Source organism: Streptomyces sp. CoH27 (assembly GCF_020181035.1).
GTDB classification, from domain to species: domain Bacteria; phylum Actinomycetota; class Actinomycetes; order Streptomycetales; family Streptomycetaceae; genus Streptomyces; species Streptomyces camelliae.
Window position 1 is genome coordinate 316745 of record NZ_JAIQYY010000010.1, and the last position, 24520, is coordinate 341264.

The following is a 24520-nucleotide window of genomic DNA, read 5'->3' on the forward strand; positions in this document are numbered from 1 at the left end:
GACCGACATGAGCGGCTTCTCCTGGAAGGACGACCGCTTCGCCGAGTACAAGAACACCGGCCCGGGGTCGGGGGCGGCAAGCTCCGACCGGCCTCAGCTGACCGAGGCCCAGGCGGCAGAGCAGGAGGTGAGCGACTGGCTGGGGGGCTGGGTGCCGGGCGCGTCCTGAAGGAGGCGCCCGGCGGGGTGGTTAGTCTTCCCCATCTGGTTCGGTTCCCAGCCAGATGAGCTCTTCTACGGTGATCTGGGGGTCTTCGGTGCGGTGTACGAAGGTGTACTTCAGCCAGCCATAGCCGTCATCGAAGAAGAGGACGTGGACGCCCTTCGGCTCAGTGGATCGGACGGGCAGCACCCACATTCCATCGGGAAGGTAGTCATCCGTCACGACGCCTCGAAAGTACGGATCCTTCGCCGTGACCAGTTCGGCACGTGCGGCGTAGACCATGTCCCGAGCATGCGCGGGCAGTGCTTCGAGGGCAGCGAGAGCATTGAGTCGCCAGTCCATCTGCCAAGGCGGCCCCATAAACCCGTCAGTCACTCGCCGGGCTCCAGTTTCTGCACCCGGTGGCGAATCTTCGACGCCTCTTCGAGGAGGGCCTTGGCCTCGTTGCTGTCGGTGCACTCGTACGCGGCCCGGTGCTCAAGATCGTGCACGTGTGCGTCCAGCTCGGGGTCCCGAGCCAGGGCGTACTCGCCCCACCAGAAGGCCACGAACGCGGGGACGGGGCCTACGTCGTACGCATCAGCGACCGCCCGCTTCCAGTGCTTGTCGAAGTCAGGGAGGAGCTTGGGCGTGTGCTGGGCGATGGCCCTGCGCAGCGCCTTCGGCGTCCGCTCGGGCATGGGGGGGACGACAGAACCGGGCTCCGCAGCGTGGGCACTCATGCTCGCTGTCCTCCTTCGACGCGTCGTGTCTACGACCATAACCGCCTGGCACCTTCCCCATGAGTCGTTCGCGCCCCGGCCGTCCGTCCGGCCGGGAGATCAACCTTGGGGGAGGCACGGCCCTCGCAGTCAGGCCTTCCGACCTGCATCACCCGAACGTGTGCACGCCCGTCCCACCCTTGATCCCTTCCACGAAGACAGCCCATGGGGCGGCCGAGAGGAGCAGCGGGCGCGAGGCGGGGGTCTTGCTGTCGCGGACGGGGACTATGCCCGCGTAGCCGTCGGCGACCTCGACGCAGTTGTTGTCTCCCCCGTCGCTGTAGCTCGACTTGCGCCAAGTGGCGTTGCTGAGGTCGGGGGTGTGGTTCATGATCTGTGCTCCTCCAGAGCGTCCCGGATGAACGCGAGCGAGTCCGACGGGGACAACGCCATGCCCCGGAGCCGATCGTAGGAACCTCTTCCCCAGCGTACGCGCGGTCAGTAACGATCGGGGCACGAACCGTAATCACCGCTCGTCGCGAGAGAGTCCCCGCATGACCGAACGCATCGTCGCGCTCGTCGAGTTGCCGCTTCTCGTCGCCGAAGTGGAGGCGGCCCAGCTGCGGTCAGGGGAACAGGTGCCGGCCGGGGCGAGGGCCGGCCTCGCGGACCGGGCGGCGGGGGAACATGCGGTGCGCTTCGCGCTGACGCGGGCCGTCGAGTCGCTGGAGGAGGTGCTTCGCGTCGCGGTCAGTCGCAGGGGTCGCCCGAACGGGTGAGTGAAGGTCATTTTCCCCGGTCATATGCACCGCCACGCCTACCGTGATCGCGTTGCTTGTGCCCAGAGCACACCCAGCCCACACTTGAAGAGGAGGTGCCACCTTGACCGCTCTCGCACAGGAGAGGCCGCAGGCCATGTCCCAGGCGCAGTCCGAAACATCGAACGCAATCGACCTGGATGAGGTCCTGTGGCAGGCATGGAAGGCCATGGATCTCCCCGAGGGCTACCACGCGGAGATCATCGAGGGAGCCATCGAGGTGTCGCCCACCGGTCGCTATGCCCACAGCCAAATCGTCTTTCTCCTCAAGGAGGCGCTGGGCGACTTCCTGAAGGGCGGTGACTTCGCCGCCCGAAGCGACACGAACATCATCCATGAGCGAAGCGCGTGGGTGCCGGACTTGTTTGTCGTCGCCAGAGACCCTGAGCGCTACGTGACCGACGATGGTCTAGGTCTGACGGCCGCGAGCGTACGGGTGGTCTTCGAAGTCACCTCGCCCGGCCACCGGAACCTGAAGCGCGACCGCGACCGCAAATGCCGCGAGTACGCCTGTGCCGGCATCCCCGTCTACGTACTCATCGACGACTACGACGAGCAGGGCACCGTCACCCTCTTCACCGGCCCCCGTCCCGACAAGGCCGACTGGGAGGACATCCACCGCGTCCCCTACGGCACCGAGGTCACCATCCCGGAAGGCCCCGCCAAGGGGTTCGTCATCGGTGAGGCCATCACCGGGCCCAAGCGGAGCTGACGACCAGGTGGTGGTCACCACCTGAGGATCATCGTGTCCTCCGGTGATGACGCCCCGGTCGCCGTCTCCGGCAGCGGGGCCGCCAGGCGGGCGTACGTGCCGTCGCGGGCGATGAGTTCCGTGTGCGTTCCCGTCTCCACCAGCCGCCCCCGTTCGACAACCAGGATGCGGTCGGCGTCGGGGGCGAGGGACAGGTCGTGGGTGATCATGATCGTCGTACGGCCGGACATCAGGCGGCGCAGGGGCTGCACCACCTGGCGGGCCGCCACCGCGTCCAGGCCGGCCGTCGGCTCGTCCAGGACCAGGACCGGGGAGGTGCGCAGCATCGCGCGGGCGATGGCAATGCGCTGGAGCTGGCCGCCGGAGAGGGCGGCGGTGCCGGGGGCGATGTGGGTGTCGTAGCCGTCGGGGAGCGCGGTGATGAAGTCGTGCGCGGCCGCGTTCCGGGCCGCCCGCTCGATCTCGTCCGCGCTCGCGCCGGGTCGGCCGCAGGCGATGTTCTCGCGGACCGTGCCGTTCAGGATCAGCGTCCGCTGGGGCAGCAGGGTGATCTGGTCGCGCAGGAAGCGCAGGGGTACGTCGGTGAGGGGCACGCCGTCCAGGGTGATCGCGCCGGCCGAGGGGTCGTAGAAGCGGGTGAGGAGAGCGGCGAGGGTGGACTTGCCGGCGCCGCTCGGGCCGGTGATCACGATCAACTCGCCTGACTGCGCGGTGAGTTCGATGTTCCGCAGGGAGGCTCGGCGGGCGCCCGGGTAGCGGAAGGAGACCCGGTGGAAGGCGAGCCTGCCGTGGACCGGCCAGGCCGGGACCGGGGTGGTGGGGTCGGTGACGGCCGGTTCCGCGTCGAGGATCTCGCCGATGCGGCGGGCGCCGGCGGTGGCCGCGGTGACCGTGAGGCCGAGCCGGCCGAGGTTGCGGACCGGCGGGTAGAGGTAACCCAGGAACGCGGCGAACGCGAGGAGTTGACCGAGGGTCATCCGGCCGGCGGAGATCTCCCACACGCCGAAGCCGATGACCGTGAGCACGCACAGCGTCTCGACGACCTCGACGCACTGCTCGTACATCTCGCTCAGCCGCGCCCCGCGCACGCTCGCGCGCAGCCAGGCGCGGGCCTCGCGGTCGAGCCGCCGCTCCTCGTCGCGCTGCCGGTTGTACGCCTGCGTCAGGACGACGTTGCCGAGCGACTCCTCCACCACCGACGTGATCGCGCCGTCCGCGACCCGGCCGTCCCGGGACGCCTCGGCGATACGGCCGGAGAAGCGGCGGGCGGCGAGCAGGAACAGGGGCGCGAGGACAAAGGTGGCCAGCGCCAGGTCCCAGCGCAGCCAGAAGGCGGCGGTGGCGTAGAAGACGGCCGAGAATCCGGCTGACACGGTTCCTACGACGCCGGAGACCACGAGCTGCTCGATGGACTCGACGTCTCCGGTGAGCCGTTCGACCAGGTCACCCTGCCGGTGCCGCTGGAAGAAGTGCGGGGGCAGGTCCTGGACGTGCCGGAAGACGGCCGCGCGCAGCCGCAGGACGAATCTCTCCGCCGTCCAGGTGGCCAGCGAGTTGCCCAGGTAGCCGACGAGCGCGGCGAGCACGGCCACGCCGAGCCAGGCACCGGCCGGCCCCCAGAAGGCGGCGAGCGAACCGGCCTTCAGGGCATGGTCGGTGAGCTGGGCGAACAGCAGGATCGCGGCGGTCTCGGCGAGCGCGGCCACGACCACGCACGCCACGATCGCCCCGAGCCACTTACGGTCGCCGCGAGTCAGCGGCCAGAACCGGCGGAAGGCCTCGCGGGACTCCCTCAGCATCGACTGCCCTTCCTTCCTTCTCCACAGCTGTGGACACAGGCCGAGGCGGGGCCACCGGTACGACCACGCAGTAACCGGTGACCCCGCCTCACGACAACCTGGCTCAGTGCTTGTCGCCGATCGGGCGACGCCTCGGCGCGGGCTTCTTCGGCGCCGGCTTCTTGTGCTCCGGGGCGGGCTTGCGATGCTTCTTGACCGGGGCGAGCCCGCGGAAAGACATGGAATTCCCCTTCCTGGTTCCTGTGATTCCTGTGGTTCCTATGATTTCCAGGGATTACTTGTGGCCGACCGGGCGCTTGGGCTCGGGCTTCTTCGGCGCCGGCTTGCGTCCCTGACCAGGCTTGCCCGGCTTGCAGTGCTGCTTCTTGACGGGGGCGATCTTCCGGAAGCTCATCTGCGTTTCCTTTCGCGTCGTTCGCTTTCGACATGGAAAACATTACGGGATTCACGAGCCGGAAAAAGCCGATTCCGATGAGACCTCAATGAAATACCCCTGTGAGCAATTCACAGGGATATTGTGGAACCGCGGCGGCATTCACACAGGTTTTATCGGGGGCCGGCGCACCGCTCCGGCGCCGCCCGACCCGTACCCTCGTACGCATGAGCAGCGACGACACCGTACGGGCCTTCCCCGCCCGATCCATCGAGACCTACTCCGCGCTCAGCCCCGAGCAGGCCGAGGCCGTGGGCGAACTGCTGGGCGAGGCGGCCCGGACCGACGGGCAGCAGCCGGTGTCCGAGCAGGGGCGGCTGCAGTTGCGCGGGGGTGCCCGGGAGGGCGTCTCGCATCTGCTGCTGACCGTCGACGGCGAACTCGTGGGCTACGCCCAGCTGGAGGACACCGACCCGGTGGAGGCGCCGGCCGCCGAGCTGGTCGTCCACCCCGCGCACCGTGGACACGGGCACGGCCGGGCGCTCGGCTCCGCCCTGCTCGGCGCCTCCGGCAAGCGGCTGCGGGTGTGGGCGCACGGCGGACATCCCGCCGCCCGGCATCTCGCCCAGGTGCTCGGCCTGACCCTGTTCCGCGAACTGCGCCAGATGCGGCGAGCGTTGAGCGACCTGGAGCTGCCCGACCCGAAGCTGCCGGAGGGCGTGACCGTGCGCGCCTTCGTGCCCGGCAAGGACGACTCGGCCTGGCTCGCGGTCAACGCAGCCGCCTTCGCCCACCACCCCGAGCAGGGTTCGCTGGCCCAGCGGGACCTCGACGACCGCAAGGCCGAGCCGTGGTTCGACCCGGCCGGGTTCTTCCTCGCCGAGCGGGACGGGGAGCTGGTCGGCTTCCACTGGACGAAGGTGCACGCCGAGGAGGGGCTGGGCGAGGTGTACGTCCTCGGGGTGCGCCCCGGCGAGCAGGGCGGCGGCCTCGGCAAGGCCCTCACCACGATCGGCCTGCGCCACCTCGCCGCCCAGGGTCTGCCGACGGCGATGCTCTACGTCGACGCCGACAACCTGGCGGCGGTGTCGGTGTACGAGCGGCTGGGGTTCACCACGTACGAGACGGACCTCATGTACCGCACGGAGACCTGAGCGCCGGCCGTCCCGCCCGCCGGGGCGCCGGCTCGCCCAGCGACCCCGCCCATACGACCGCCGCGCCCGCCAGCACCCACGCCCACCGCTCGTGTCCGCCGGCCCACCTCGGATCGGCGGACGTCACGAAGAACGCCCAGCGGGCGGGCAGCGACAGCGGCGCGAGTACGGCGACACCGAGCAGGGCGCCGGCGACGCCCCACCCGGGCTCCGGGTCGTCGCTGCGCCGTACGGCGACCGCGGCCCCGGCGAGCGCGAGCACACAAGCGGTACCGGCCTCCAGCGTGACGCCCCCGACCGGGGGCCGGACCGCCCCGGGCACGAGCAACAGCACGACCGCCCACCACACGCCCACGACGGGCCCCACGAGCCCGGACCGCAGCAGGCTGCGCACCGCCCGCCGAGCCGGGACCAGGGCGGTGGTGTGCCGCGCGGGATCGTCCAGGAGAAAGCCGAACCCCAGGGCAAGCGCAAGCCCGGCGGCCCGCACCATCCAGAGCGCCTCCACCGGCCCGGGACCGGATCCGAGCACCCGGACGAGCGCGAGCGGCAACACCCCCACCGCACCGGCGGCCCCGAGCGTCCACCAGGGCAGGGTGCGCCAGACGGGGACGACCAGCGCCACGACGACCCGCACCCGACGACGATGGTCGTACGGGTCGTACGGGTCGTACGGGTCGTACGGGTGGTGCGGGTGGTGCGGGTGGTGCGGGTCAGAACCCTGATCCGGCCGGAGGCCGGATGCCCGGCTCACTCCCCACACCGGTCCGCCCCCACGGAACCAGGCACACCCAGCAGCTCAGCCACCCGAGCCGTCGTGACTCCCGGAGTCGTCAGCTCGGCCCAGTGGGCCTTCACCCGTGCGACGACGCCGTAGAACGGCCGGTGCAGGAGCGCGCGCACGACCTTGGTCTGGCCGGCCGTCATGGTCAGGGGCTCGGTGCGGGAGAGGACGACCGCGGAACCGGTGAGGCTGTCGTCGAGGCGGACGTGTCGCAGCGCGCCCTCGGGGTCCGGCCGGCGGCCGAGGGACAGCCACATCACCGTGACCATCCGGCCGTCGCACAGTTCACCCGCCGCCTTCTCATCACCGGCGACCAGCACCCCGGCCACGGCGGTGGAGAACTCCGGCACCCGGTTGCCACCCCAGGACGTGCCGACGGTCACCTGACCGGGCCGTGTGGAGGGAGCGAGCGCCGCGTCGTCGTCGAGGCCGTACCGCACCTCCACCCGCTGCCGTACGAGCAGTTCCCGGCCCTGCGCCCCGCCGCCCGCGAGGGCCCGCACCTGGTCCACGACCCGCGCCCAGTCCCCGACGCGGGGCATCCACTCGGGGAAGGCGCAGTACTGGGTCGGCCCGCGCCGGACGCACGTCTGGTCCTTCTCCGGGGTGAGCGAAGCGCGGGCACGGGCCGCCGTCGTCGCCGCCGTCACCCCGCCGGTCTGTACGACCCCGCCCAGCACGGCCAGCGTCAGCGCACCGGCGAACGCGACCTGTACGGTCCGGCTCCGGCCGCCCGCGACCAGCACCGCGAGCAGAACCACCGTCAGGGCCAGCCCGGCGAGGTAGAGCGCGTGCCAGGCGGCGGGGCGGCCCAGCAGGCCGGAGGGGACCGGGTGGACACCGGACGTGGTGACCACGGGCATCAGCCACGCCGCCCCGGTCTCCCGCCCGGCGAACGGGAACGCGCCCGCGACGAACAGCAGCAGGAACACCACGACCAGCAGCGGCGCCGCGACGGCCGAGGACGCCAGCCGGGCGAGCAGCACCCCGACCGCCCCGAACAGCAGCACCGTCAACGGCCCGGTCAGCAGCTCGGCCGGCGAACCCCGGCCCACCGCACCGGACTTGACCGCCTCCCAGGTGAACTGGACCGTCACGGCCACGGCGGTGAACAGCGCGAGCGGCATCACGGACAGCGCGTGCGCGACCGTACGGCGCCAGGGGCTCAGCGCCAGCACGGCGAAGTGACGTTCGGTGTCCCGGCGCCGGGAGCGCAGCGCGGCCTGGTTGACGCACAGCAGCACCGCGAGACCGACGAGCAGCGGGCCGCTCTGGGTGGCGCGGTCGGCGTCCTGAAGGACGGGGTAGTCGTCGGAGGGCCGGAGCGTTCGCCACCCGATCCAGGTGGCGTAGAGGGAGAGGGCGAGGAGCATCGGGACGCGCAGCAGCAGCCGGCGAGCCTCGAAGCCGGCGAGCGTGAACACGGCCGCCCAGGATCTCCCGGCCCCGGTGCCGGCGGGTGCGGCAGCAGGGGCCGGCTGCTCGGTGTGCGTGAGGGCCGCGGTCACGCCGTCACCTCCGTACGGTCTTCGCGATCGGCGTCCAGGATGAGCAGATAGCCGTCCTCCAGGGTGGGTTCGAGCAGCTCGGCACCCTCGGGCGGATCGCCCACGTTGCGGAAGCCGCCGGTGCCGGTGCGCCAGCCGGCCTTCGCTCCGGGGTCGCGCGCGGTACTGCTCCACACCCGGCCGGCGGCCCGCGCGGCCAGCTCGGCGGGGGTGCCGTCGAAGCGGATACGGCCGCCGGACATGACCAGCACGCGGTGACAGAGCATCGCCACGTCCTCGGTCTGGTGGGTGGACAGCAGCACCGTGCGGCCCTCCCCGGCCTGGGCGATCAACTCCCGGAAACGCATGCGCTGTTCGGGATCGAGGCCGACGGTCGGCTCGTCCAGCACCACGAAGCCGGGGTCGCCGACGAGGGCTGCGGCGAGCGCGACCCGCTGCCGCATACCGCCGGACAGCTTCTTGATCCGCTTGCCGCGCACCTCGGCCAGGCCGACCTCGTCCAGTACCCGCCGTACCTCCCGGTGCCGGGCGGCGCGGTCGGTCAGCTCCTTGAGGATCGCCACGTAGTCCACGAACTCGAAGGGGGTGAAGTCGGGATGGAAACCGGGCGTCTGCGGCAGATAGCCCAGCGCCCGCCGCACCTCCTGGCGGCCGCGCGCGGTGCCCGGGTCGTGGCCGAGCACGGTGAACGCGCCGGCGTCGGCGGGCACGGCGGTGGCGAGCACCCGCAACAGGGTCGTCTTCCCGGCGCCGTTGGGCCCGAGCAGCCCGGTCACGCCCCGGCTCAGCCGCACCGACACGTCGTCGAGGGCACGGGTGGCCCCGTAGCGCAGGGCGAGCCCGGAGGCGGAGACGGTGACGGTCATACGGCACTCCTGTGAGTCGGCCTGTGAGTCGGCTTGCGAGTCGGTCTGTGGGGCGGAGGAGGTCATACGGCACCTCCGTGGGACCGGTGGGAGCGGTGGGACCGGTCGAAGCGGTCGCGCACGGCGAAGAGCAGCCCTGCGGCGAGCGCCGCGACCCCCGCCGCCACGCCCTGCCCGGCCGCGGTGAACGGGACGAGCACCCGGTCGCCGCCGCCCTGCTGCGCGCGGGCCAGCAGCAGCAGTACGACCCAGGCCCCGCCGACCACGGAGGGCGCCAGGACCGGTCCGAACCGGGGCGTCAGCGCGAGCCCGGTCGCGGTGAGCGCGAGAGCGGGCAGCAGCCAGCCGAGCGCGCCGAGGCCGTACCCGGGCAGCGCGAGCGTGGCGAGGCCGGACAGCCCGAGCGCTGCGGCGAGCACGGCGACCGTACGGATCATCAGCAGCCGGAAGCCGTGCACGGGTGCGACGACCGCCATCTCGTACGTCGGGTCGAGCGCGGGCCCGTACGACAGGGCGACGCCGGCGAGCGGCAGCAGCGGGGCCAGGGCCAGGAAGACCATGTCCGAGTGGGCGCCGTGGGCCGTCAGCACCGACATCACCAGCAGCAGCGTCACCGCCGTCAGCCAGGAGCGGCGCAGTACGGGCGTGGCCGCCAGCAGCCGCGCGGTGTGGTCCGCCACCCCGAGCCGCACCAGCAGCCGTTCGAAGGGGCCCGGCCGCGGCGCGTCCAGCTCGGCGTCCAGCCGCTCCCAGGCCGCGTCCAGCGCACCGGCGTCCCAGACCTCCGCGAGCCGCGCCCGGCATTCGGCGCACCCGGTCAGATGGGCATCGGCGGACCACACCAACGGCGGCACCAACTCCCCCCGCGCATAGGCCCGCAACTCGTCCTCACCGACATGCCAGCTCATACCGCCGCCTCCCGCCTGCCAGAGCCCCGCAGGACACCCCTCAAGACCCCGCTCACGCCAGTGCCTCCCGCAGTTGCTTTCGGGCTCGCAGGGCCCGGGTCTTGACCGTGCCCGGCGGGATGCCGAGCAGGACGGCCGCCTCGCGGGTGGTCAGGCCGTCGATGACCGTCGCCTGGAGCACTGCCCGCAGTTCCGGCGAGAGGCGGACCAGCGCGCCGGCGAGGTCCCCGTGTTCCACGCCCGCGAGGACGCGTTCCTCGGCGGACGCCTCGTCCCGGTGCCGCAGCCGGGCCAGTGCCTGCCGCAGCCGCCCGCGCGCCCCGTCGCCGCGCAGCGCGTCGACCAGCCGGCGCGCGCCGATCCGCCACAGCCACCCGGCGACATCGCCGTCCTCGCGGTAGCGGGCCTTGCCCCGCCAGATCGCGAGGAACGTCTCCTGCACGACGTCGTCGACGACCCCGGCGTCGGCACACCGGCCGCGCAGGCGCGCGGTCAGCCACGGCGCGTACCGCCGGTACAGCTCCTCGAAGGCGCGCCGGTCCCCGTCCGCCGCGATGGCCCGCAGCAGCTCCCCGTCGCTTCTCTTCTCGCTCACGTCTCCTCATCGGACCGGACCCCCCGATCGGTTCACGGAACCCCGCTTGACTTCCGGACCGGGCTTACACCACCCTTTCACTACTCAATTAGTGAAAGGGTGGTGGGGCGTGGTCGAGTACCGCATCGACCGGCACAGCGGGGTCGCCACCTACGTCCAGATCGTCCAGCAGACCAAACAGGCCCTGCGCATGGGCCTGCTGGAACCGGGCGACCGGCTGCCCACGGCCCGCGAGGTCGTGGAGGCCACCGCGATCAACCCGAACACCGTCCTGAAGGCGTACCGGGAGCTGGAACGCGAGGGACTGGTGGAGGCCCGGCGCGGACTCGGCACCTTCGTACGGCGTTCACTCGGCACCGCGACGGCCGACACCGCGCTCCGCGCCGAGCTGGAGGCCTGGGCCGGCAAGGCCCGCGAGGCGGGGCTGGACCGCGACGACGTGGCCGCGCTCTTCACCGCCGTACTCGACCAGCACTTCACCGCAGGCGCAGACACAGACGCAGACGCATCCGCAGACACAGACGACACGCACATCGACACGCACCTCGACACGCACTTGCAGGGAGACCCGTCATGACCGACACGGCGCTGAGGGCCGACGCACTGGGGAAACGGTTCGGCCTGCGGGGCGGCCGGGGCTGGGCGCTGCGGGAGTGCGGCTTCCGGCTGCCCACCGGGCGGGTGTGCGCCGTCGTCGGCCCCAACGGCGCCGGCAAGTCGACGCTGCTCGCGCTCGCCGCCGGACTGCTCCCGCCCACCGAGGGCCGGCTCACCGTGCTCGGCACCACCCCGGCCGAGGCCCGCCCCCGGGTCGGCTTCGTCGCCCAGGACAAGCCGCTCTACCCGCAGCTCACGGTCGCCGAGACCCTCGTCATGGGCGCCGACCTCAACCCCGGACGCTGGGACGCGGCCGTCGCCGACAACGTCGTGAAGGGCGGCGACCTCGACCCGAAGGCCCGGATCCGTTCCCTCTCCGGCGGGCAGCGCACTCGGGTCGCGCTCGCCCTCGCCCTCGGCAAGCGGCCCGAACTGCTGCTCCTGGACGAGCCGATGGCCGACCTCGACCCGCTGGCCCGGCACGAGCTGATGGGCACGCTGATGGCGGACGCGGCCCAGTACGGCACCACGATCGTGATGTCCTCGCACGTGGTCGCCGAGCTGGAGGACTCCTGCGACCATCTGCTGCTGGTCGGCGACGGCCGGATCCGGCTGGCCGGGGACATCGACGACCTGCGCGCCGCCCACCGCCGGGTCACGGGAGCGGCCGACGCCGGTCTCGGCGCGCACACCGTGGTCGAATCCCGCACCACCGGCCGTCAGCTCACCGCGCTGATCCGCCCGGCCGGCCCGCTCACCGGCGACTGGCGCGCCTCGGTGCCCTCCCTGGAGGAGCTGGTCCTCGCCCACCTGCGCAATCCAAAGGCCCCCGCCCTCACCACCGCCGAAGCCGTCGCCGAGGAGCGTGCCGCGTGACCGCCACCACCGCACCGGTCGCCCAGGCACAGGCCGCCGGAAAGCCGCGCCTGATCCGCTGGGTGCTGCGCCTGCACCGGCCCGCGCTGTACGGCTGGGCGGGCCTGGCCGTCGTCCTCGCCGCCGTGCTGATCGCGCTGGCCGGACCGCTCGCCGACGCGGCCGCCGAGGGGTGGCGGCAGTACGACGCCTGCGACTTCCGCGGCCCGTGCCACTACGACCAGGACGCGATCCTGCGCTACAAGGACTGGTACGACTACGCCACCACCGCCCTGGACGCGCTGCCCTTCCTGGTGGCCGCCTGGGCCGGTGCCGCGCTCACCGGCCGCGAGCTGGAGACCGGCACCGCCCGGCTGGCCTGGACCCAGAGCACCTCCCCGGCCCGCTGGCTCGCGGTCCGCCTCGCCGTCCCGGCGCTCGTCGTCGCCGCCGCCACGAGCCCGCTGTTCTGGCTGCACCACCGCGCCTGGGCCGCGGGCCAGGGCCGTATCGACACGGTCAAGACCTGGTACGACGTCTTCACCTTCCACGCCAACGGCCCCACCACCACCGCGCTGGCCCTCGCCGGGCTCGCGGCCGGTGCGCTGGCGGGCCTGCTGTTCCAGCGCGCTCTGCCGGCGCTGGTCCTGGGCGTGGTGTTCCTCTCGGGCGTCTGGGGCCTGGCCCAGCAGCTGATGCCGCACCTGTGGCCGACGGTCACCTCGACCGCCTCCCTCAAGCAGGGCTACCCCGGCTCGGGCATCACCGTCGAGCAGGGCCTGGTGACCCGGACCGGCGCCCATCTGCCGGACCCCTACTGCTCCTCCGACGCGAGCTGCCACGCGGTCCTCGCGAAAGCCACCGGCTACTACAGCACCTACCACCCCGCCTCCCACTACTGGCCGCTCCAGCTCACCACCAGCGCGCTGATCCTGGCCGTCACCGGGCTGCTCGTCCTCGCCTGCTTCCTGGTGCTGCGCCGGCTGACGGGACCCGCCACGACCGCCCTGACCGGGAAGGCCGCCGTATGAGCACCGCCACCGTTCCCAGACTGCACCCCGGCGTACTGCGGCTGCACCGCCCCGCGCTGCTCGTCTGGACCGCGTTCGTCGTCCTCTGCGTGGGCGCGCTGCTCCGGGTCCACTTCTCGGCGGTGCCGCGGGACCGGGTGTGTGAGCGCGCAGGCCGGTGCACGTACGCCGCCTTCGCCGACGCCAACAACGTCGTGAACTTCCTCGGCGAGGTCCTCTCCTACGCCCCCTGTGCCGTGGCCGCCTGGGCGGGAGCGGCGCTGATCGGGCGCGAGCTGGAGTCCGGTACGGCGAAACTGGCCTGGACGCAGTCCGCGTCCCCGGCACGCTGGCTGACGGCGACGCTGCTGACGGCCGCCGTACCGCTGCTCGCCGGTGCCGCCGCCCTCGCCGTGGCCTTCGGCCGGGTCTGGAGCGCCGGCCAGGACGTCCTCGTCACCGACTGGACCTGGGACCGCGTGTTCATCCCGCGCGGCCCACTGCTGCCGGCGCTGACGCTGTTCGCGCTGGCCGTGGGGGCGTTCGGCGCGCTGGCCGTGCGCCGTGTGCTGCCCGCGCTGGCCGTGGCGCTGGGGGTGACGCTGGTGGTACGGGTGTATCTGCGCGAGGTGTGGAAACCGCTGCGGAATGCCTTGCCGGGGTTCTGGGAGCTGCATCTGGCGGCGACCGGGATGGTGCTGGTGCTGAGCGCCCTTGCCGTTGCCGGTGCCTATGCGGTCCTGGGGCGGCATGTGCCGTAGCACTTGAGCCGCCCCCCGCTATCCCGCACGTCATGTCTCCGTAACCATTGATTCAGCCGGGCTTGCGACGCTCGGCCAATGAAGCCCGCCGTGCCAGAGCCTTCGCCGCCCCCCGAGGGGACCGCGCCGAACGGGGCCGTGTCGCTCCCGCCCGCACGTTCCGACGCGCCCGTGTCGCCCGTGACGCGGAAGAATGGGTTTATGAGCCAGTCAGACACCCAGGCAGAGGTACAGCACAAGCAGCCCCCCGTGGGCTCCATCGCCGCGCACCGGCCGCGTACGGTCGCCGCGGTCACGTCCGACCTGGCGCCCGACCTCGACGCGGACCTGGACGCGTACGAGGAGACACCGGGTGACGGCACCCCCCTGCCCGCGGGCCGCTTCCTCGACCGGGAGCGCAGCTGGCTGGCCTTCAACGAGCGCGTCCTGGAGCTGGCCGAGGACCCGAACACGCCGCTGCTGGAGCGCGCGAACTTCCTCGCGATCTTCGCCAGCAACCTGGACGAGTTCTTCATGGTCCGGGTGGCCGGTCTGAAGCGCCGTATCGCCACCGGTGTGGCGACCCGGTCCGCCTCCGGGCTGCAACCGCGCGAGGTGCTGGAGATGATCTGGGCCCGCTCGCGCGAGCTCATGGCCCGGCACGCCGCCTGCTACCACGAGGACGTCGCCCCCGCGCTGGCGGAGGAGGGCATACATCTCGTCCGCTGGAACGAGCTGACCGAGAAGGAACAGGCCAGCCTGTTCACCCTCTTCCGGCACCGGATCTTCCCGGTACTGACCCCGCTCGCCGTCGACCCCGCGCACCCGTTCCCGTACATCTCGGGTCTCTCGCTCAACCTCGCGGTCGTCGTACGCAACCCGGTCAGCGGCCACAAGCACTTCGCGCGCGTGAAGGTGCCGCCGCTGCTGTCCCGCTTCCTGGAGAGCAGCCCCGGCCGGTACGTCCCGGTCGAGGACGTCATCGGCGCGCACCTCGAAGAGCTGTTCCCGGGCATGGAGGTGCTGGAGCACCACGCCTTCCGGCTCACCCGCAACGAGGACCTGGAAGTCGAGGAGGACGACGCCGAGAACCTGCTCCAGGCCCTGGAGAAGGAGCTCATGCGGCGCCGCTTCGGGCCGCCGGTGCGCCTGGAGGTCGAGGAGTCCATCGACCGTGAGGTGCTCGACCTGCTGGTGCGCGAGCTGAAGATCTCCGAGGCGGAGGTCTATCCGCTCCCCGGCCCCCTGGACCTCACCGGCCTGTTCCGCATCCACGGCCTGGACCGGCCGGAGCTGAAGTACCCGAAGTACGTCGCGGGCACCCACCGTGACCTCGCCGAGGTCGAGTCCGCGTCGGCGCCGGACATCTTCGCCGCCCTGCGCCAGCGGGACGTGCTCCTGCACCACCCGTACGACTCCTTCTCCACGTCCGTGCAGGCCTTCATCGAGCAGGCCGCCGACGACCCGGACGTCCTCGCGATCAAGCAGACCCTGTACCGGACCTCCGGCGACTCCCCGATCGTCAACGCGCTCATCGACGCCGCCGAGGCCGGCAAGCAGGTCCTCGTCCTGGTCGAGATCAAGGCCCGCTTCGACGAGCACGCCAACATCAAGTGGGCGAAGAAGCTGGAGGAGGCCGGCTGCCACGTCGTCTACGGCCTGGTCGGCCTGAAGACGCACTGCAAGCTGTCCCTGGTGGTCCGCCAGGAGGGCGACACCCTGCGCCGCTACAGCCACGTCGGCACCGGCAACTACCACCCGAAGACCGCCCGCCTGTACGAGGACCTGGGCCTGCTCACGGCCGACCCGCAGGTCGGCGCGGACCTGTCCGACCTGTTCAACCGGCTGTCCGGCTACTCCCGCCGTGAGACCTACCGGCGCCTGCTGGTCGCCCCCAAGTCGCTGCGGGACGGCCTGGTCGCGCGGATCGACAAGGAGGCCCAGCACCACCGCGCGGGCCGCCAGGCGTTCATCCGCATCAAGGTCAACTCGATGGTCGACGAGGCCGTCATCGACGCCCTCTACCGGGCCTCGCAGGCGGGCGTGCCGGTCGACATCTGGGTGCGCGGCATCTGCGCGATCCGCCCCGGCGTCCCGGGTCTGTCGGAGAACATCCGGGTCCGTTCCATACTCGGCCGGTTCCTCGAACACTCGCGGGTGTTCGCCTTCGGCAACGGCGGTGAGCCCGAGGTGTGGATCGGCAGCGCCGACATGATGCACCGCAACCTCGACCGGCGGATAGAGGCCCTGGTCCGCGTCGTCGACCCGGCCCACCGGGCGGCCCTGAACCGGCTGCTCGACACCGGCATGTCCGACACGACGGCCTCCTGGCACCTCGGCCCCGACGGCGAGTGGACCCGGCACGCGACCGACGGGGACGGACAGCCCCTGCGCAACGTCCAGGAGATGCTCATAGACGCCCGGAGGCGCCGGCGTGGCACAGCAACACCTTGACCCGACGGACCCCACGGCCGACGGCGTGGCGACGGGGGACGCCCTCGCGGGGTATCTCCGCGCCCAGGCCACGGAGTTCCTCCGCGCCCTGCGCCTGCACCGGGAGACCGGGAGCAGTAGTGGGGGTCCCCCCGCGCGAGCGCATTCGAGCGTGGGGGAGAACGGCGCGGAGGAGTCCGTCGACGCCGCACGGCTGCTGCGCCGCTCGGCCCGCCGCATCAGCGGCAGCCTGCACACCTTCCGTCCCCTCCTCGACGCCGACTGGTCCGAGGAGATGCGGCCCGAACTGGCCTGGCTGTCCGGCACGCTGGGCCTGGAACACGCCTGCGAGGCCCGCCTGGAACGGCTGCTGCTGGCACTGCACCGCCTGTCGGGGGCGGCGGTGCTCCCGGCCCAGACGGTGGACGTCATGGCTGCGGGCGCTGCGGCAGCCGCCGTAGCTGCGGGCAGTCGTGCCACTGGGGCGGCACGGGTGGGCGATGGGGGTCCTGGCAACGCCCGTGGCCCTGCCGGCGTGACGCCCACCCCAGAGCGCGGCAACCTCACAGTAGGCGCAGCCAAAGCAGGCGCCCTGCTCGACCGTCAGCTCACCCTGGCCCGGACCCGAGCGCACTCCACGGCGCTCCAAGCCCTGGGCTCCTCCCGCTTCCACGCGGTCGCCGACAAGGTCGCCCTGCTGGCCAGCGACGTCCCCCTCACCCGCACCGCCCCGAGCACCGACCTGCGCCCCCTGGCAGCCGCCGCGGAGGAGCGGCTGACAGCCGCCGTCGGCGCGCTCCCCCTGGTCACCGCGGGCCACCCGTACAACGCGGAGGCCCTGGTCCACGGCCTGTCCCCGGACCCGGCCCCGCACCCCCAGGACGGCCCCTGGCACCAGGTCCGGCTGCTGCTGCGCCTGCACCGGTACGCCCAGGAGGTGCTGAACGGCGGCAACGCCCCGGTGGACGTACGGCTGCTGGCGGCGGGGCAGGCGCTGAACCGGCACCGGGACGCCTCGGAGGCGGCGGCCGCGGCGGCGCAGGCGGCCCGCACCCCGCGCATCGCCCCGGCGACGGCGTACGCGCTCGGCGTGCTCCACGCCGACCAGCGGCACGAGGTGGAGGCGGCCAGGTTCGCGTTCCAGCAGGCCTGGCAGAAGCAGACCGTCAGCGCACCCTGAGTTCTCCCAAGGAGGCGGTGTGAGCGACACGTTGGTGGTGCGGGCGGCCGGCTGTGTGCTGTGGCGGCACTCGCCGGTCGTCGGCGACCTGGAGATCTGCCTGGTCCACCGGCCGAAGTACGACGACTGGTCCCACCCCAAGGGCAAGCTCAAACGGGGTGAGGACCCGCTCGCCGGGGCGCTGCGCGAGGTCGCGGAGGAGACGGGGTACACGGCCGAGCCCGGCGCCGAGCTGCCGACCGTGCGTTATCTGGCCAACGGCCGCCCGAAGCAGGTGCGTTACTGGGCGGCACAGGCGGTTTCCGGCCACTTCACACCGAGCAACGAGGTGGACCGGATCCTGTGGCTCTCCCCCGACGCCGCCCGCGGCCGCCTCACCCAGCCCCGCGACCGTGACCTGGTGGCAGACGCCCTTCACGGACTGGCCGTGTGAGCCTCCGCGTCCGTACGGGCCTGACTGCGCGCGCGGCGGGCCGGGCCTCTCCAGCCGCAACTGCACCGGGCCACACAGAACCGGCCCTGCTCCGCCGTCGTCGTGAAGTGGTCCTGCCCCTGCCGGAATCGCTCCGGCCCCTCCTGCTGCGCCACGCTGACAACGTTACCCACCTCGCGCCCGAACCGATCCCGCAGTGCGCGGCCGGTCTCCCGCGCGCCGGCCGGTGACGACCGCGCGGCCGCCGTGACGCGTGACGGCGCCCCCTACCCGTCGTTAACCGGAACGACAGGGGGCCCGTGACGGACGTACCGGCTGGGGGTACAGGCGATGGATCGGCGGGAACGGCGGGACCGGCGGCAGCACGGGCACGCGGGCAGAACGGCCGTCGCGGTCGGCATCCTGCTCGGCCTCGGAGCGGCGGGTGCCACGGGCTGTTCGAACAGCCGGGCCGCCGCCGACGACGTCAAGGGGGCGGGCGATCCGGTCGCCGTGCTGCGGCGGGCCGCCGACACCCTGGACGGCGCGGGCAGTTCCAAGGCCACCACGTCCATGGAGATGGCCACCGGCGGCACCCGGGTCACCATCCGCGGCAAGGGCGTCTACGACTACCGGCACCGGCTCGGCCGGCTCACCGTCGTCCTGCCCGAGGACCCCGCCGGCACCGCCGAGCACCAGCCGATCACCGAACTCCTCGCCCCCGGCGCCCTGTTCATGAAGAACCGGGGCGCGGGCGTGCCCGCCGACAAGTGGGTGCGGGTGGACACCGCGACGGTGTCCGACGGCAACCTGGTCACCGGCGGCGCGACCGATCCGTACACGGCGGCCGAGGTGCTGCGCGGGACCCGTACGGCCGCCTACGTCGGCCGGACCGAGGTCGGCGGCACCCCCGTACGGCACTACCGGGGCACGGCGGACCTGGCCGACGCGGCCCGCGGTGCCTCCGCCGCGAACCGGGCGCCTCTGGAGGCGGCGGCGAAAGGGTTCGCCACGACCGAGGTCCCGTTCGATGTCTATCTCGACGACCAGGGCCGGATCCGCAAGCTCAGACAGCGCTTCAGCTTCGTCAACGGCCGGCAGAAGACCCCGGTCGCGGTCGCCTCGACCACCCTTCTGTACGGCTTCGGCGCCCCGACCGACGTGCGGCTGCCGCGTCCGCAGGACATTTACGCGGGCCGGATCGCGGAGGACGAGCACTAGGCCGTGGCTCATGCCGGGCCACCCCGTAAGTAGCCCGTCCGTGCCATGCGCGGTGTGTAGAGCGCTGCCTACTCTAGGAAGTCGGTGACGGCAGGAAAGAGGTGAGGCGGGTGGCTCCGGTCGGCGGCACGGCGGTTCAGGACCACGAGGCCCTCGCCGAGATCGAGCTGTGCGGAGAGCTGATCATCGCGGCCTCGGCCGCCGAGGACCGGCTCAGCCTGGAGAGCATCGACGAGGTGCTGCGGGTCGCCGAGGAACGCGAGGGCTAGTGCCGCGGCAGGCACTAGGTCCCGTCGGCGCCTAGGAGCGCAGGAGGCGGCCGATCGCCTTCGTCGCCTCGTCCACCTTGGTGTCGATTTCGTCACCGCCCTTGAGGGCCGCGTCGGCCACACAGTGCCGCAGATGCTCCTCCAGCAGCTGGAGCGCGAAGGACTGCAGCGCCTTGGTGGAGGCGGAGACCTGGGTGAGTATGTCGATGCAGTACGTGTCCTCGTCGACCATCCGCTGCAGCCCGCGGATCTGCCCCTCGATGCGGCGCAGCCGCTTGAGGTGCTCGTCCTTCTGCTGGTGATAGCCGTGCGTGGCGCCGGCCTCGGTCGTCGTCATCACAGGCCTCCATCCAGGGACGAGCCGGAACATACCCCTACTGGGTATATGGTAACGAATTTTGCTGGGTATGGGGCCCTTGGTACGCCCCCGTGCTGATCACTCTGCCTGATGGGCGACACTGGGATACGGCCCGATAGCCGTGGCCGGATGATGCGCCTAGCATCAGCCTGACCGAAACCGATGCACCCTGAGGACCCCTTGTGCGCTTTCGTCTGACCCCCCGGGAGACGAGCTTCTACGACATGTTCGCCGCATCCGCGGACAACATCGTCACCGGCTCGAAACTCCTGATGGAACTGCTCGGGGCGGACGCACCTGCCCGGGCCGAGATCGCAGAGCGTATGCGGGCCGCGGAACACGCGGGTGACGACGCCACGCACGCGATCTTCCACCAGCTGAACTCCTCGTTCATCACGCCGTTCGACCGCGAGGACATCTACGCCCTCGCCGGGTCCCTCGACGACATCATGGACTTCATGGAGGAAGCCGTCGACCTGGTGGTCCTCTACAACATCGAGGAACTGCCGAAGGGCGTCGAGCAGCAGATCGAGGTACTGGCGCGGGCGGCGGAGCTCACGGCGGAGGCCATGCCGAACCTCCGCACGATGGACAACCTGACCGAGTACTGGATCGAGGTGAACCGTCTGGAGAACCAGGCGGACCAGATCCACCGCAAGCTGCTGGCCCAGCTCTTCAACGGCAAGTACGACGCGATCGAGGTGCTCAAGCTCAAGCAGATCGTGGACGTCCTGGAAGAGGCGGCGGACGCGTTCGAGCACGTGGCGAACACGGTGGAGACCATCGCCGTCAAGGAGTCCTGAGGCGTCGATGGCCACCTTCGCCCTCATCGTGACCATCCTGGTCGCGCTCTTCTTCACGTACACGAACGGCTTCCACGACTCGGCGAACGCGATCGCCACGTCGGTGTCGACCCGCGCGCTGACGCCGCGGGCGGCGCTGGCGATGGCCGCGGTGATGAACCTGGCGGGCGCCTTCCTGGGCTCGGGCGTCGCCAAGACGGTCAGCGAAGGCCTGATCGAGACCCCGTCCGGCGCGACGGGGATGGGCATCCTCTTCGCGGCCCTCCTCGGCGCCATCACCTGGAACCTGATCACCTGGTACTACGGCCTGCCGTCCTCGTCCTCCCACGCCCTGTTCGGCGGCCTGGTGGGCGCGGCCCTGGCGGGCGGCACCGGCGTCCACTGGAACGGCGTGGTGGACAAGGTCATCATCCCGATGTTCCTGTCCCCAGTGGTCGGCCTGATCGTCGGCTACCTGGTCATGCTGGCCATCATGTGGCTGTTCCGCCGCGCCAACCCGCACAAGGCCAAGCGGGGCTTCCGCATGGCGCAGACGGTCTCGGCGGCAGGCATGGCGCTGGGCCACGGCCTCCAGGACGCCCAGAAGACCATGGGTGTGGTCGTGATGGCCCTGGTGATTTCCGGCCACGAGACGTTCGGCGATCCGATCCCGGTGTGGGTGAAGATCATCTCTGCGGTGATGCTGTCGCTGGGCACGTACGCGGGCGGCTGGCGCATCATGCGCACCCTGGGCCGCAAGATCATCGAACTGGACCCCCCGCAGGGCTTCGCCGCGGAGGCGACCGGCGCCTCGATCATGTTCGGCACCGCGTTCCTCTTCAAGGCGCCGATCTCCACGACCCACGTCATCACCTCGGCGATCATGGGCGTGGGCGCGACGAAGCGCGTGAACGCCGTGCGCTGGGGCGTGGCCAAGAACATCGTGCTGGGCTGGTTCATCACGATGCCGGCGGCGGCGCTGGTCGCTGCGCTGGCTTTCGGCGTGGTGAAGCTGGTGGCGCTGTAGTCCTTTCTTTCCCACCCGCCCACCCGTCTCGGCCCGCTGAAAGAGCGAGGCAGGAGGCGGGTGGGTTGTCTTATCGGCCGGCAGCGGGCAGGAAGCACCCAGGCCGGATCAAGGCCCGCTCTGGCCGACGCGTGCTGCTGTTGGGCCTGGGCAGGCCGTCAGTCCGCGTACTACAGCACCTCCCAGGAGCCCCCGGACACGGACGACTCCGGAACCGAACGCAATGGGCCCGCCCCCGGGAGCCAGGGGCGGGCCCTCTTGCGTCCTCGCGGTGGCACCGCCATGCAGCACCGCGAGGGGTCCGGTACCGGCCTAGCCGAAGCGGCCGGAGATGTAGTCCTCCGTCGCCTGGACCGACGGGTTGGAGAAGATCCGCTCGGTGTCGTCGATCTCGATCAGGCGGCCCGGCTGGCCCACGGCCGCCAGGTTGAAGAACGCCGTACGGTCCGAGACACGCGCGGCCTGCTGCATGTTGTGCGTCACGATGACGATCGTGAAGCGCTCCTTCAGCTCGCCGATCAGGTCCTCGATGGCGAGGGTGGAGATCGGGTCCAGGGCGGAGCAGGGCTCGTCCATGAGCAGGACCTTCGGCTCGACCGCGATCGCCCGCGCGATGCACAGACGCTGCTGCTGGCCACCCGACAGGCCCGAGCCGGGCTTGTTCAGGCGGTCCTTGACCTCGTTCCAGAGGTTCGCGCCCTTCAGGGACTTCTCGACGATGTCGCTGAGTTCCGACTTCTTGAAGTTGCCGTTCAGACGCAGACCCGCCGCCACGTTGTCGAAGATCGACATCGTGGGGAAGGGGTTCGGGCGCTGGAAGACCATGCCGACCTCACGGCGGACGGACACGGGGTCGACGCCCGTGCCGTACAGGTCCTCGTCGTCCAGCAGCACCTTGCCCTCGACGCGGCCACCGGGGGTGACCTCGTGCATGCGGTTCAGCGTGCGCAGGAACGTCGACTTGCCGCAGCCGGAGGGGCCGATGAACGCCGTCACCGAACGCGGCTCGACGGTCATCGAGATGTCCTCGATCGCCTTGTGGGAGCCGTAGTAGGCGGTCAGTCCGCTTACGTCGATTCGCTTGGCCATTAGTACTTCACTTCCAGTCAGTCGCTGAGGGGGCCGCCGTCAGCGACCGGTCTTCGGGGCCTTCCAGCGGGCGATGCCGCGGGCCACCAGGTTGAGGATCATCACGAAGGCGATCAGCGTGAGCGAAGCCGCCCAGGCGCGGTCGTAGGCCGCCGGTGAACCCGAGCTGTTCGCGTACTGCTGGTAGATGTACAGCGGCAGAGCCTGCTGCGCGCCCGAGAACGGGTTGTTGTTGATGAAGGAGTTGCCCCACACCAGCAGCAGGATCGGCGCGGTCTCGCCCGCGATACGGGCGATCGCCAGCATGATGCCCGTGGTGATGCCGCCGATCGAGGTCGGCAGGACCACCTTCAGGATGGTGCGCCACTTGGGCACGCCGAGCGCCAGGGACGCCTCGCGCAGCTCGTTCGGTACGAGCTTGAGCATCTCCTCCGTGGAGCGGACGACGACCGGCATCATCAGGATGGCCAGGGCCAGCGAGCCGGCGAAGCCGAAGGGCTGCATGTCGAACATCAGCATCAGGCTGAGGATGAACAGACCCGCGACGATGGAGGGGATGCCCGTCATCACGTCGACGAAGAAGGTGACCGCGCGGGCGAGGCTGCCACGGCCGTACTCCACCAGGTAGACGGCGGTGAGCACGCCGATCGGGGCGCCGATCAGGGTGGCCAGGCCGACCTGCTCCAGGCTGCCGATGATGGCGTGGTAGATGCCGCCGCCCGGGTCGGTGTCGGCGACGATGCCCATGGAGTGCGTCAGGAAGTAGGGGTCGAGGACCTTCACACCGCGCTTGACGGTGGTCCAGATCAGCGACACCAGCGGGACGAGCGCGATCAGGAAGGCCACCCAGACCAGGGAGGTGGCGATGCGGTCCTTGGCCTGCCGCTTGCCCTCGACCACCGTCGAGATGACGAAGGTGGCGAGGAGGAACAGGATCGCCGCGATCAGACCCCACTGGATCGTGCTGCTCAGTCCGGCGCCCAGGCCGATGCCCACGGCGACCGCGACGGAGCCGGCGGCGATCGCCCAGGGCGACCACTTCGGCAGACGTGCGCTGCGCAGGCTGTTGGGCAGCTTGTCGGTGACAAGTGCGGTGCTCATGCGTTGGCCCCCGAGTACTCCTTGCGGCGGGCGATGATCGCGCGGGCCGCGCCGTTGACCAGCAGGGTGATGACGAACAGGATCAGACCGGAGGCGATGAGCGCGTCACGGCCGTCCTGCGTCGCCTCGCCGAACTTGCTGGCGATGTTCTGGGCGAAGGTGCCGCCGCCCGGGTCGAGCAGGCTGGTCTGGATGTCGAAGGTCGGCGAGAGCACGGTGGCGACGGCCATCGTCTCGCCGAGGGCGCGGCCGAGGCCCAGCATGGAGGCCGAGATCACGCCGGAGCGGCCGAAGGGGAGGACCGCCATGCGGATCACTTCCCAGCGCGTGGCACCGAGGGCCAGCGCGGCCTCCTCGTGCATCTGCGGGACCTGGCGGAAGACCTCACGGCTCACGTTGGTGATGATCGGCAGGATCATGATCGCGAGCAGGATGCCCACGGTGAGCAGGGAGCGGGGGGCACCGCCCTGCCAGGAGAAGATCCCGGTCCAGCCGAGGTAGTCGTTCAGCCAGCCGAACAGGCCGTTCAGGTGCGGTACGAGGATCAGGGCGCCCCACAGGCCGTAGACGATGGACGGCACGGCGGCGAGCAGGTCGACCACATAGGCGACGGGACCGCTCAGCTTGCGCGGGGCGTAGTGGGTGAGGAACAGCGCGATCGCGACCGCGACCGGCACGGCCAGCGCCATGGCGATGATCGAGGAGACCACCGTGCCGAAGGCGAGGACCGCGATGCCGAACGACGGCGGCGTGACGTTGGTGTTCCACTCGAAGGTCGTGAGGAAGTTCCCGTGGTCCTTGCTGATCGCGAGAGACGCGCGGTAGGTGAGGAAGACCGCGATCGCGGCCATGATCACCAGCAGCAGGATGCCCGAGCCACGGGACAGGCCGAGGAAGACGCGGTCACCGGGGCGGGTCGCGCCGCGCGGGGCGCGCCTGTGCCCGGTCTCGGCGGGCCGGGGGGTGGGGGGAGATGCGTCAGTTGTCTTCTTGGTCGATATGTCCATCAGGTTCTCCGGTCTGCGGAGCCGTTCACCGGGTGGGTGACGCGGCTCATGGCGGCGG

28 protein-coding genes are annotated in these 24520 nt (G+C 71.3%); 15 read left to right on the top strand and 13 right to left on the bottom strand.

Going from position 1 to position 24520, the window contains the following annotated elements; all coding sequences use genetic code 11:
* The first annotated feature begins 7 nt into the window (after positions 1 to 7).
* Entirely contained in the window at positions 8 to 169 is a 162-nt protein-coding gene (locus tag LE548_RS46535) for a hypothetical protein (protein WP_374116132.1), read from the top strand.
* 21 nt (positions 170 to 190) lie between these two features.
* Here the strand turns inward: LE548_RS46535 and LE548_RS19025 are convergent, their stop codons facing one another.
* The 3 genes from LE548_RS19025 to LE548_RS19035 all read right to left on the bottom strand — a co-directional run bounded on the left by LE548_RS19025 (position 191) and on the right by LE548_RS19035 (position 1255).
* Positions 191 to 445, bottom strand: a complete 255-nt coding sequence (locus LE548_RS19025) for a hypothetical protein (protein ID WP_308030248.1) — start codon at positions 443 to 445, stop codon at positions 191 to 193.
* Positions 446 to 534: 89 nt separating this feature from the next.
* A complete protein-coding gene (locus tag LE548_RS19030) occupies positions 535 to 885 on the bottom strand; it encodes a DUF6247 family protein (protein ID WP_225098072.1) in 351 nt (116 codons plus the stop codon).
* 148 nt (positions 886 to 1033) lie between these two features.
* On the bottom strand, positions 1034 to 1255 hold the full coding sequence (locus tag LE548_RS19035; protein WP_225098073.1) for a DUF397 domain-containing protein: 222 nt from the start codon (positions 1253 to 1255) through the stop codon (positions 1034 to 1036).
* Between the two features lie 163 nt (positions 1256 to 1418).
* On the opposite strand from LE548_RS19035, the gene LE548_RS19040 reads away from it, so the two are divergent.
* Complete coding sequence (locus LE548_RS19040) at positions 1419 to 1643, top strand: hypothetical protein (RefSeq protein ID WP_225098074.1); 225 nt, start codon at positions 1419 to 1421, stop codon at positions 1641 to 1643.
* 136 nt (positions 1644 to 1779) lie between these two features.
* Positions 1780 to 2394 (top strand): Uma2 family endonuclease, encoded by a 615-nt coding sequence (locus LE548_RS19045; RefSeq protein ID WP_225098075.1) that lies wholly within the window; start codon positions 1780 to 1782, stop codon positions 2392 to 2394.
* 14 nt (positions 2395 to 2408) lie between these two features.
* Here LE548_RS19045 and LE548_RS19050 read toward each other — a convergent pair whose 3' ends face one another.
* The gene (locus tag LE548_RS19050; RefSeq protein WP_225098076.1) at positions 2409 to 4193 is read right to left on the bottom strand and encodes an ABC transporter ATP-binding protein; all 1785 of its coding nucleotides are present in this window, start codon (positions 4191 to 4193) and stop codon (positions 2409 to 2411) included.
* A gap of 600 nt (positions 4194 to 4793) precedes the next feature.
* On the opposite strand from LE548_RS19050, the gene mshD reads away from it, so the two are divergent.
* A complete protein-coding gene (gene mshD, locus LE548_RS19055; RefSeq protein ID WP_225098077.1) occupies positions 4794 to 5720 on the top strand; it encodes a mycothiol synthase in 927 nt (308 codons plus the stop codon).
* Here mshD and LE548_RS19060 read toward each other — a convergent pair.
* The 5 genes from LE548_RS19060 to LE548_RS19080 all read right to left on the bottom strand — a co-directional run bounded on the left by LE548_RS19060 (position 5698) and on the right by LE548_RS19080 (position 10381).
* On the bottom strand, positions 5698 to 6474 hold the full coding sequence (locus tag LE548_RS19060) for an ABC transporter (RefSeq protein ID WP_225098078.1): 777 nt from the start codon (positions 6472 to 6474) through the stop codon (positions 5698 to 5700). The genes mshD and LE548_RS19060 overlap by 23 nt on opposite strands.
* A complete protein-coding gene (locus tag LE548_RS19065; protein WP_225098079.1) occupies positions 6471 to 8012 on the bottom strand; it encodes an ABC transporter permease in 1542 nt (513 codons plus the stop codon). Before LE548_RS19065 ends, LE548_RS19060 begins: the two co-directional genes overlap by 4 nt.
* A complete protein-coding gene (locus LE548_RS19070; protein ID WP_225098080.1) occupies positions 8009 to 8878 on the bottom strand; it encodes an ABC transporter ATP-binding protein in 870 nt (289 codons plus the stop codon). Before LE548_RS19070 ends, LE548_RS19065 begins: the two co-directional genes overlap by 4 nt.
* Before the next feature lie 62 nt (positions 8879 to 8940).
* Positions 8941 to 9786, bottom strand: a complete 846-nt coding sequence (locus LE548_RS19075; protein ID WP_225098081.1) for a zf-HC2 domain-containing protein — start codon at positions 9784 to 9786, stop codon at positions 8941 to 8943.
* A gap of 52 nt (positions 9787 to 9838) precedes the next feature.
* The gene (locus LE548_RS19080; RefSeq protein WP_225098082.1) at positions 9839 to 10381 is read right to left on the bottom strand and encodes an RNA polymerase sigma factor; all 543 of its coding nucleotides are present in this window, start codon (positions 10379 to 10381) and stop codon (positions 9839 to 9841) included.
* A gap of 109 nt (positions 10382 to 10490) precedes the next feature.
* Between LE548_RS19080 and LE548_RS19085 the strand changes: the two genes are divergently transcribed.
* The 9 genes from LE548_RS19085 to LE548_RS19125 all read left to right on the top strand — a co-directional run bounded on the left by LE548_RS19085 (position 10491) and on the right by LE548_RS19125 (position 19098).
* Positions 10491 to 10958 (top strand): GntR family transcriptional regulator, encoded by a 468-nt coding sequence (locus LE548_RS19085; RefSeq protein ID WP_225098083.1) that lies wholly within the window; start codon positions 10491 to 10493, stop codon positions 10956 to 10958.
* Positions 10955 to 11854, top strand: a complete 900-nt coding sequence (locus LE548_RS19090) for an ABC transporter ATP-binding protein (protein WP_225098084.1) — start codon at positions 10955 to 10957, stop codon at positions 11852 to 11854. The genes LE548_RS19085 and LE548_RS19090 overlap by 4 nt, the downstream gene beginning before the upstream one ends.
* The gene (locus LE548_RS19095; RefSeq protein ID WP_225098085.1) at positions 11851 to 12864 is read left to right on the top strand and encodes an ABC transporter permease; all 1014 of its coding nucleotides are present in this window, start codon (positions 11851 to 11853) and stop codon (positions 12862 to 12864) included. Before LE548_RS19090 ends, LE548_RS19095 begins: the two co-directional genes overlap by 4 nt.
* Positions 12861 to 13604 carry a hypothetical protein gene (locus LE548_RS19100; RefSeq protein WP_225098086.1) on the top strand — a complete coding sequence of 248 codons (744 nt, stop codon included), beginning with the start codon at positions 12861 to 12863 and terminating at the stop codon, positions 13602 to 13604. Before LE548_RS19095 ends, LE548_RS19100 begins: the two co-directional genes overlap by 4 nt.
* A 201-nt stretch (positions 13605 to 13805) precedes the next feature.
* Complete coding sequence (locus tag LE548_RS19105) at positions 13806 to 16037, top strand: RNA degradosome polyphosphate kinase (RefSeq protein ID WP_374116134.1); 2232 nt, start codon at positions 13806 to 13808, stop codon at positions 16035 to 16037.
* Positions 16018 to 17196 carry a CHAD domain-containing protein gene (locus LE548_RS19110; protein ID WP_225098088.1) on the top strand — a complete coding sequence of 393 codons (1179 nt, stop codon included), beginning with the start codon at positions 16018 to 16020 and terminating at the stop codon, positions 17194 to 17196. Before LE548_RS19105 ends, LE548_RS19110 begins: the two co-directional genes overlap by 20 nt.
* Positions 17197 to 17215: 19 nt before the next feature.
* Positions 17216 to 17629 (top strand): NUDIX hydrolase, encoded by a 414-nt coding sequence (locus LE548_RS19115; protein WP_225098089.1) that lies wholly within the window; start codon positions 17216 to 17218, stop codon positions 17627 to 17629.
* Between the two features lie 330 nt (positions 17630 to 17959).
* Positions 17960 to 18829 (top strand): hypothetical protein, encoded by an 870-nt coding sequence (locus LE548_RS19120; RefSeq protein WP_225098090.1) that lies wholly within the window; start codon positions 17960 to 17962, stop codon positions 18827 to 18829.
* 110 nt (positions 18830 to 18939) lie between these two features.
* Positions 18940 to 19098, top strand: a complete 159-nt coding sequence (locus LE548_RS19125) for a hypothetical protein (RefSeq protein ID WP_225098140.1) — start codon at positions 18940 to 18942, stop codon at positions 19096 to 19098.
* 31 nt (positions 19099 to 19129) lie between these two features.
* On the opposite strand, the gene LE548_RS19130 is transcribed toward LE548_RS19125, so the two are convergent.
* A complete protein-coding gene (locus LE548_RS19130; RefSeq protein WP_225098091.1) occupies positions 19130 to 19435 on the bottom strand; it encodes a metal-sensitive transcriptional regulator in 306 nt (101 codons plus the stop codon).
* Between the two features lie 203 nt (positions 19436 to 19638).
* On the opposite strand from LE548_RS19130, the gene LE548_RS19135 reads away from it, so the two are divergent.
* Together LE548_RS19135 and LE548_RS19140 are read left to right on the top strand one after the other, a co-directional pair.
* Positions 19639 to 20259 (top strand): DUF47 domain-containing protein, encoded by a 621-nt coding sequence (locus LE548_RS19135; RefSeq protein WP_225098092.1) that lies wholly within the window; start codon positions 19639 to 19641, stop codon positions 20257 to 20259.
* A gap of 7 nt (positions 20260 to 20266) precedes the next feature.
* On the top strand, positions 20267 to 21265 hold the full coding sequence (locus LE548_RS19140; protein ID WP_225098093.1) for an inorganic phosphate transporter: 999 nt from the start codon (positions 20267 to 20269) through the stop codon (positions 21263 to 21265).
* 312 nt (positions 21266 to 21577) lie between these two features.
* Here LE548_RS19140 and pstB read toward each other — a convergent pair whose 3' ends face one another.
* Genes pstB through pstC form a run of 3 tightly spaced genes read right to left on the bottom strand, consistent with a single transcriptional unit; the run spans position 21578 to position 24462 of the window.
* Positions 21578 to 22354 carry a phosphate ABC transporter ATP-binding protein PstB gene (gene pstB / locus LE548_RS19145; RefSeq protein WP_225098094.1) on the bottom strand — a complete coding sequence of 259 codons (777 nt, stop codon included), beginning with the start codon at positions 22352 to 22354 and terminating at the stop codon, positions 21578 to 21580.
* A gap of 39 nt (positions 22355 to 22393) precedes the next feature.
* Complete coding sequence (pstA, locus tag LE548_RS19150; RefSeq protein WP_225098095.1) at positions 22394 to 23455, bottom strand: phosphate ABC transporter permease PstA; 1062 nt, start codon at positions 23453 to 23455, stop codon at positions 22394 to 22396.
* On the bottom strand, positions 23452 to 24462 hold the full coding sequence (gene pstC, locus LE548_RS19155) for a phosphate ABC transporter permease subunit PstC (protein WP_225098096.1): 1011 nt from the start codon (positions 24460 to 24462) through the stop codon (positions 23452 to 23454). The genes pstA and pstC overlap by 4 nt, the downstream gene beginning before the upstream one ends.
* Positions 24463 to 24520: the final 58 nt, after the last annotated feature.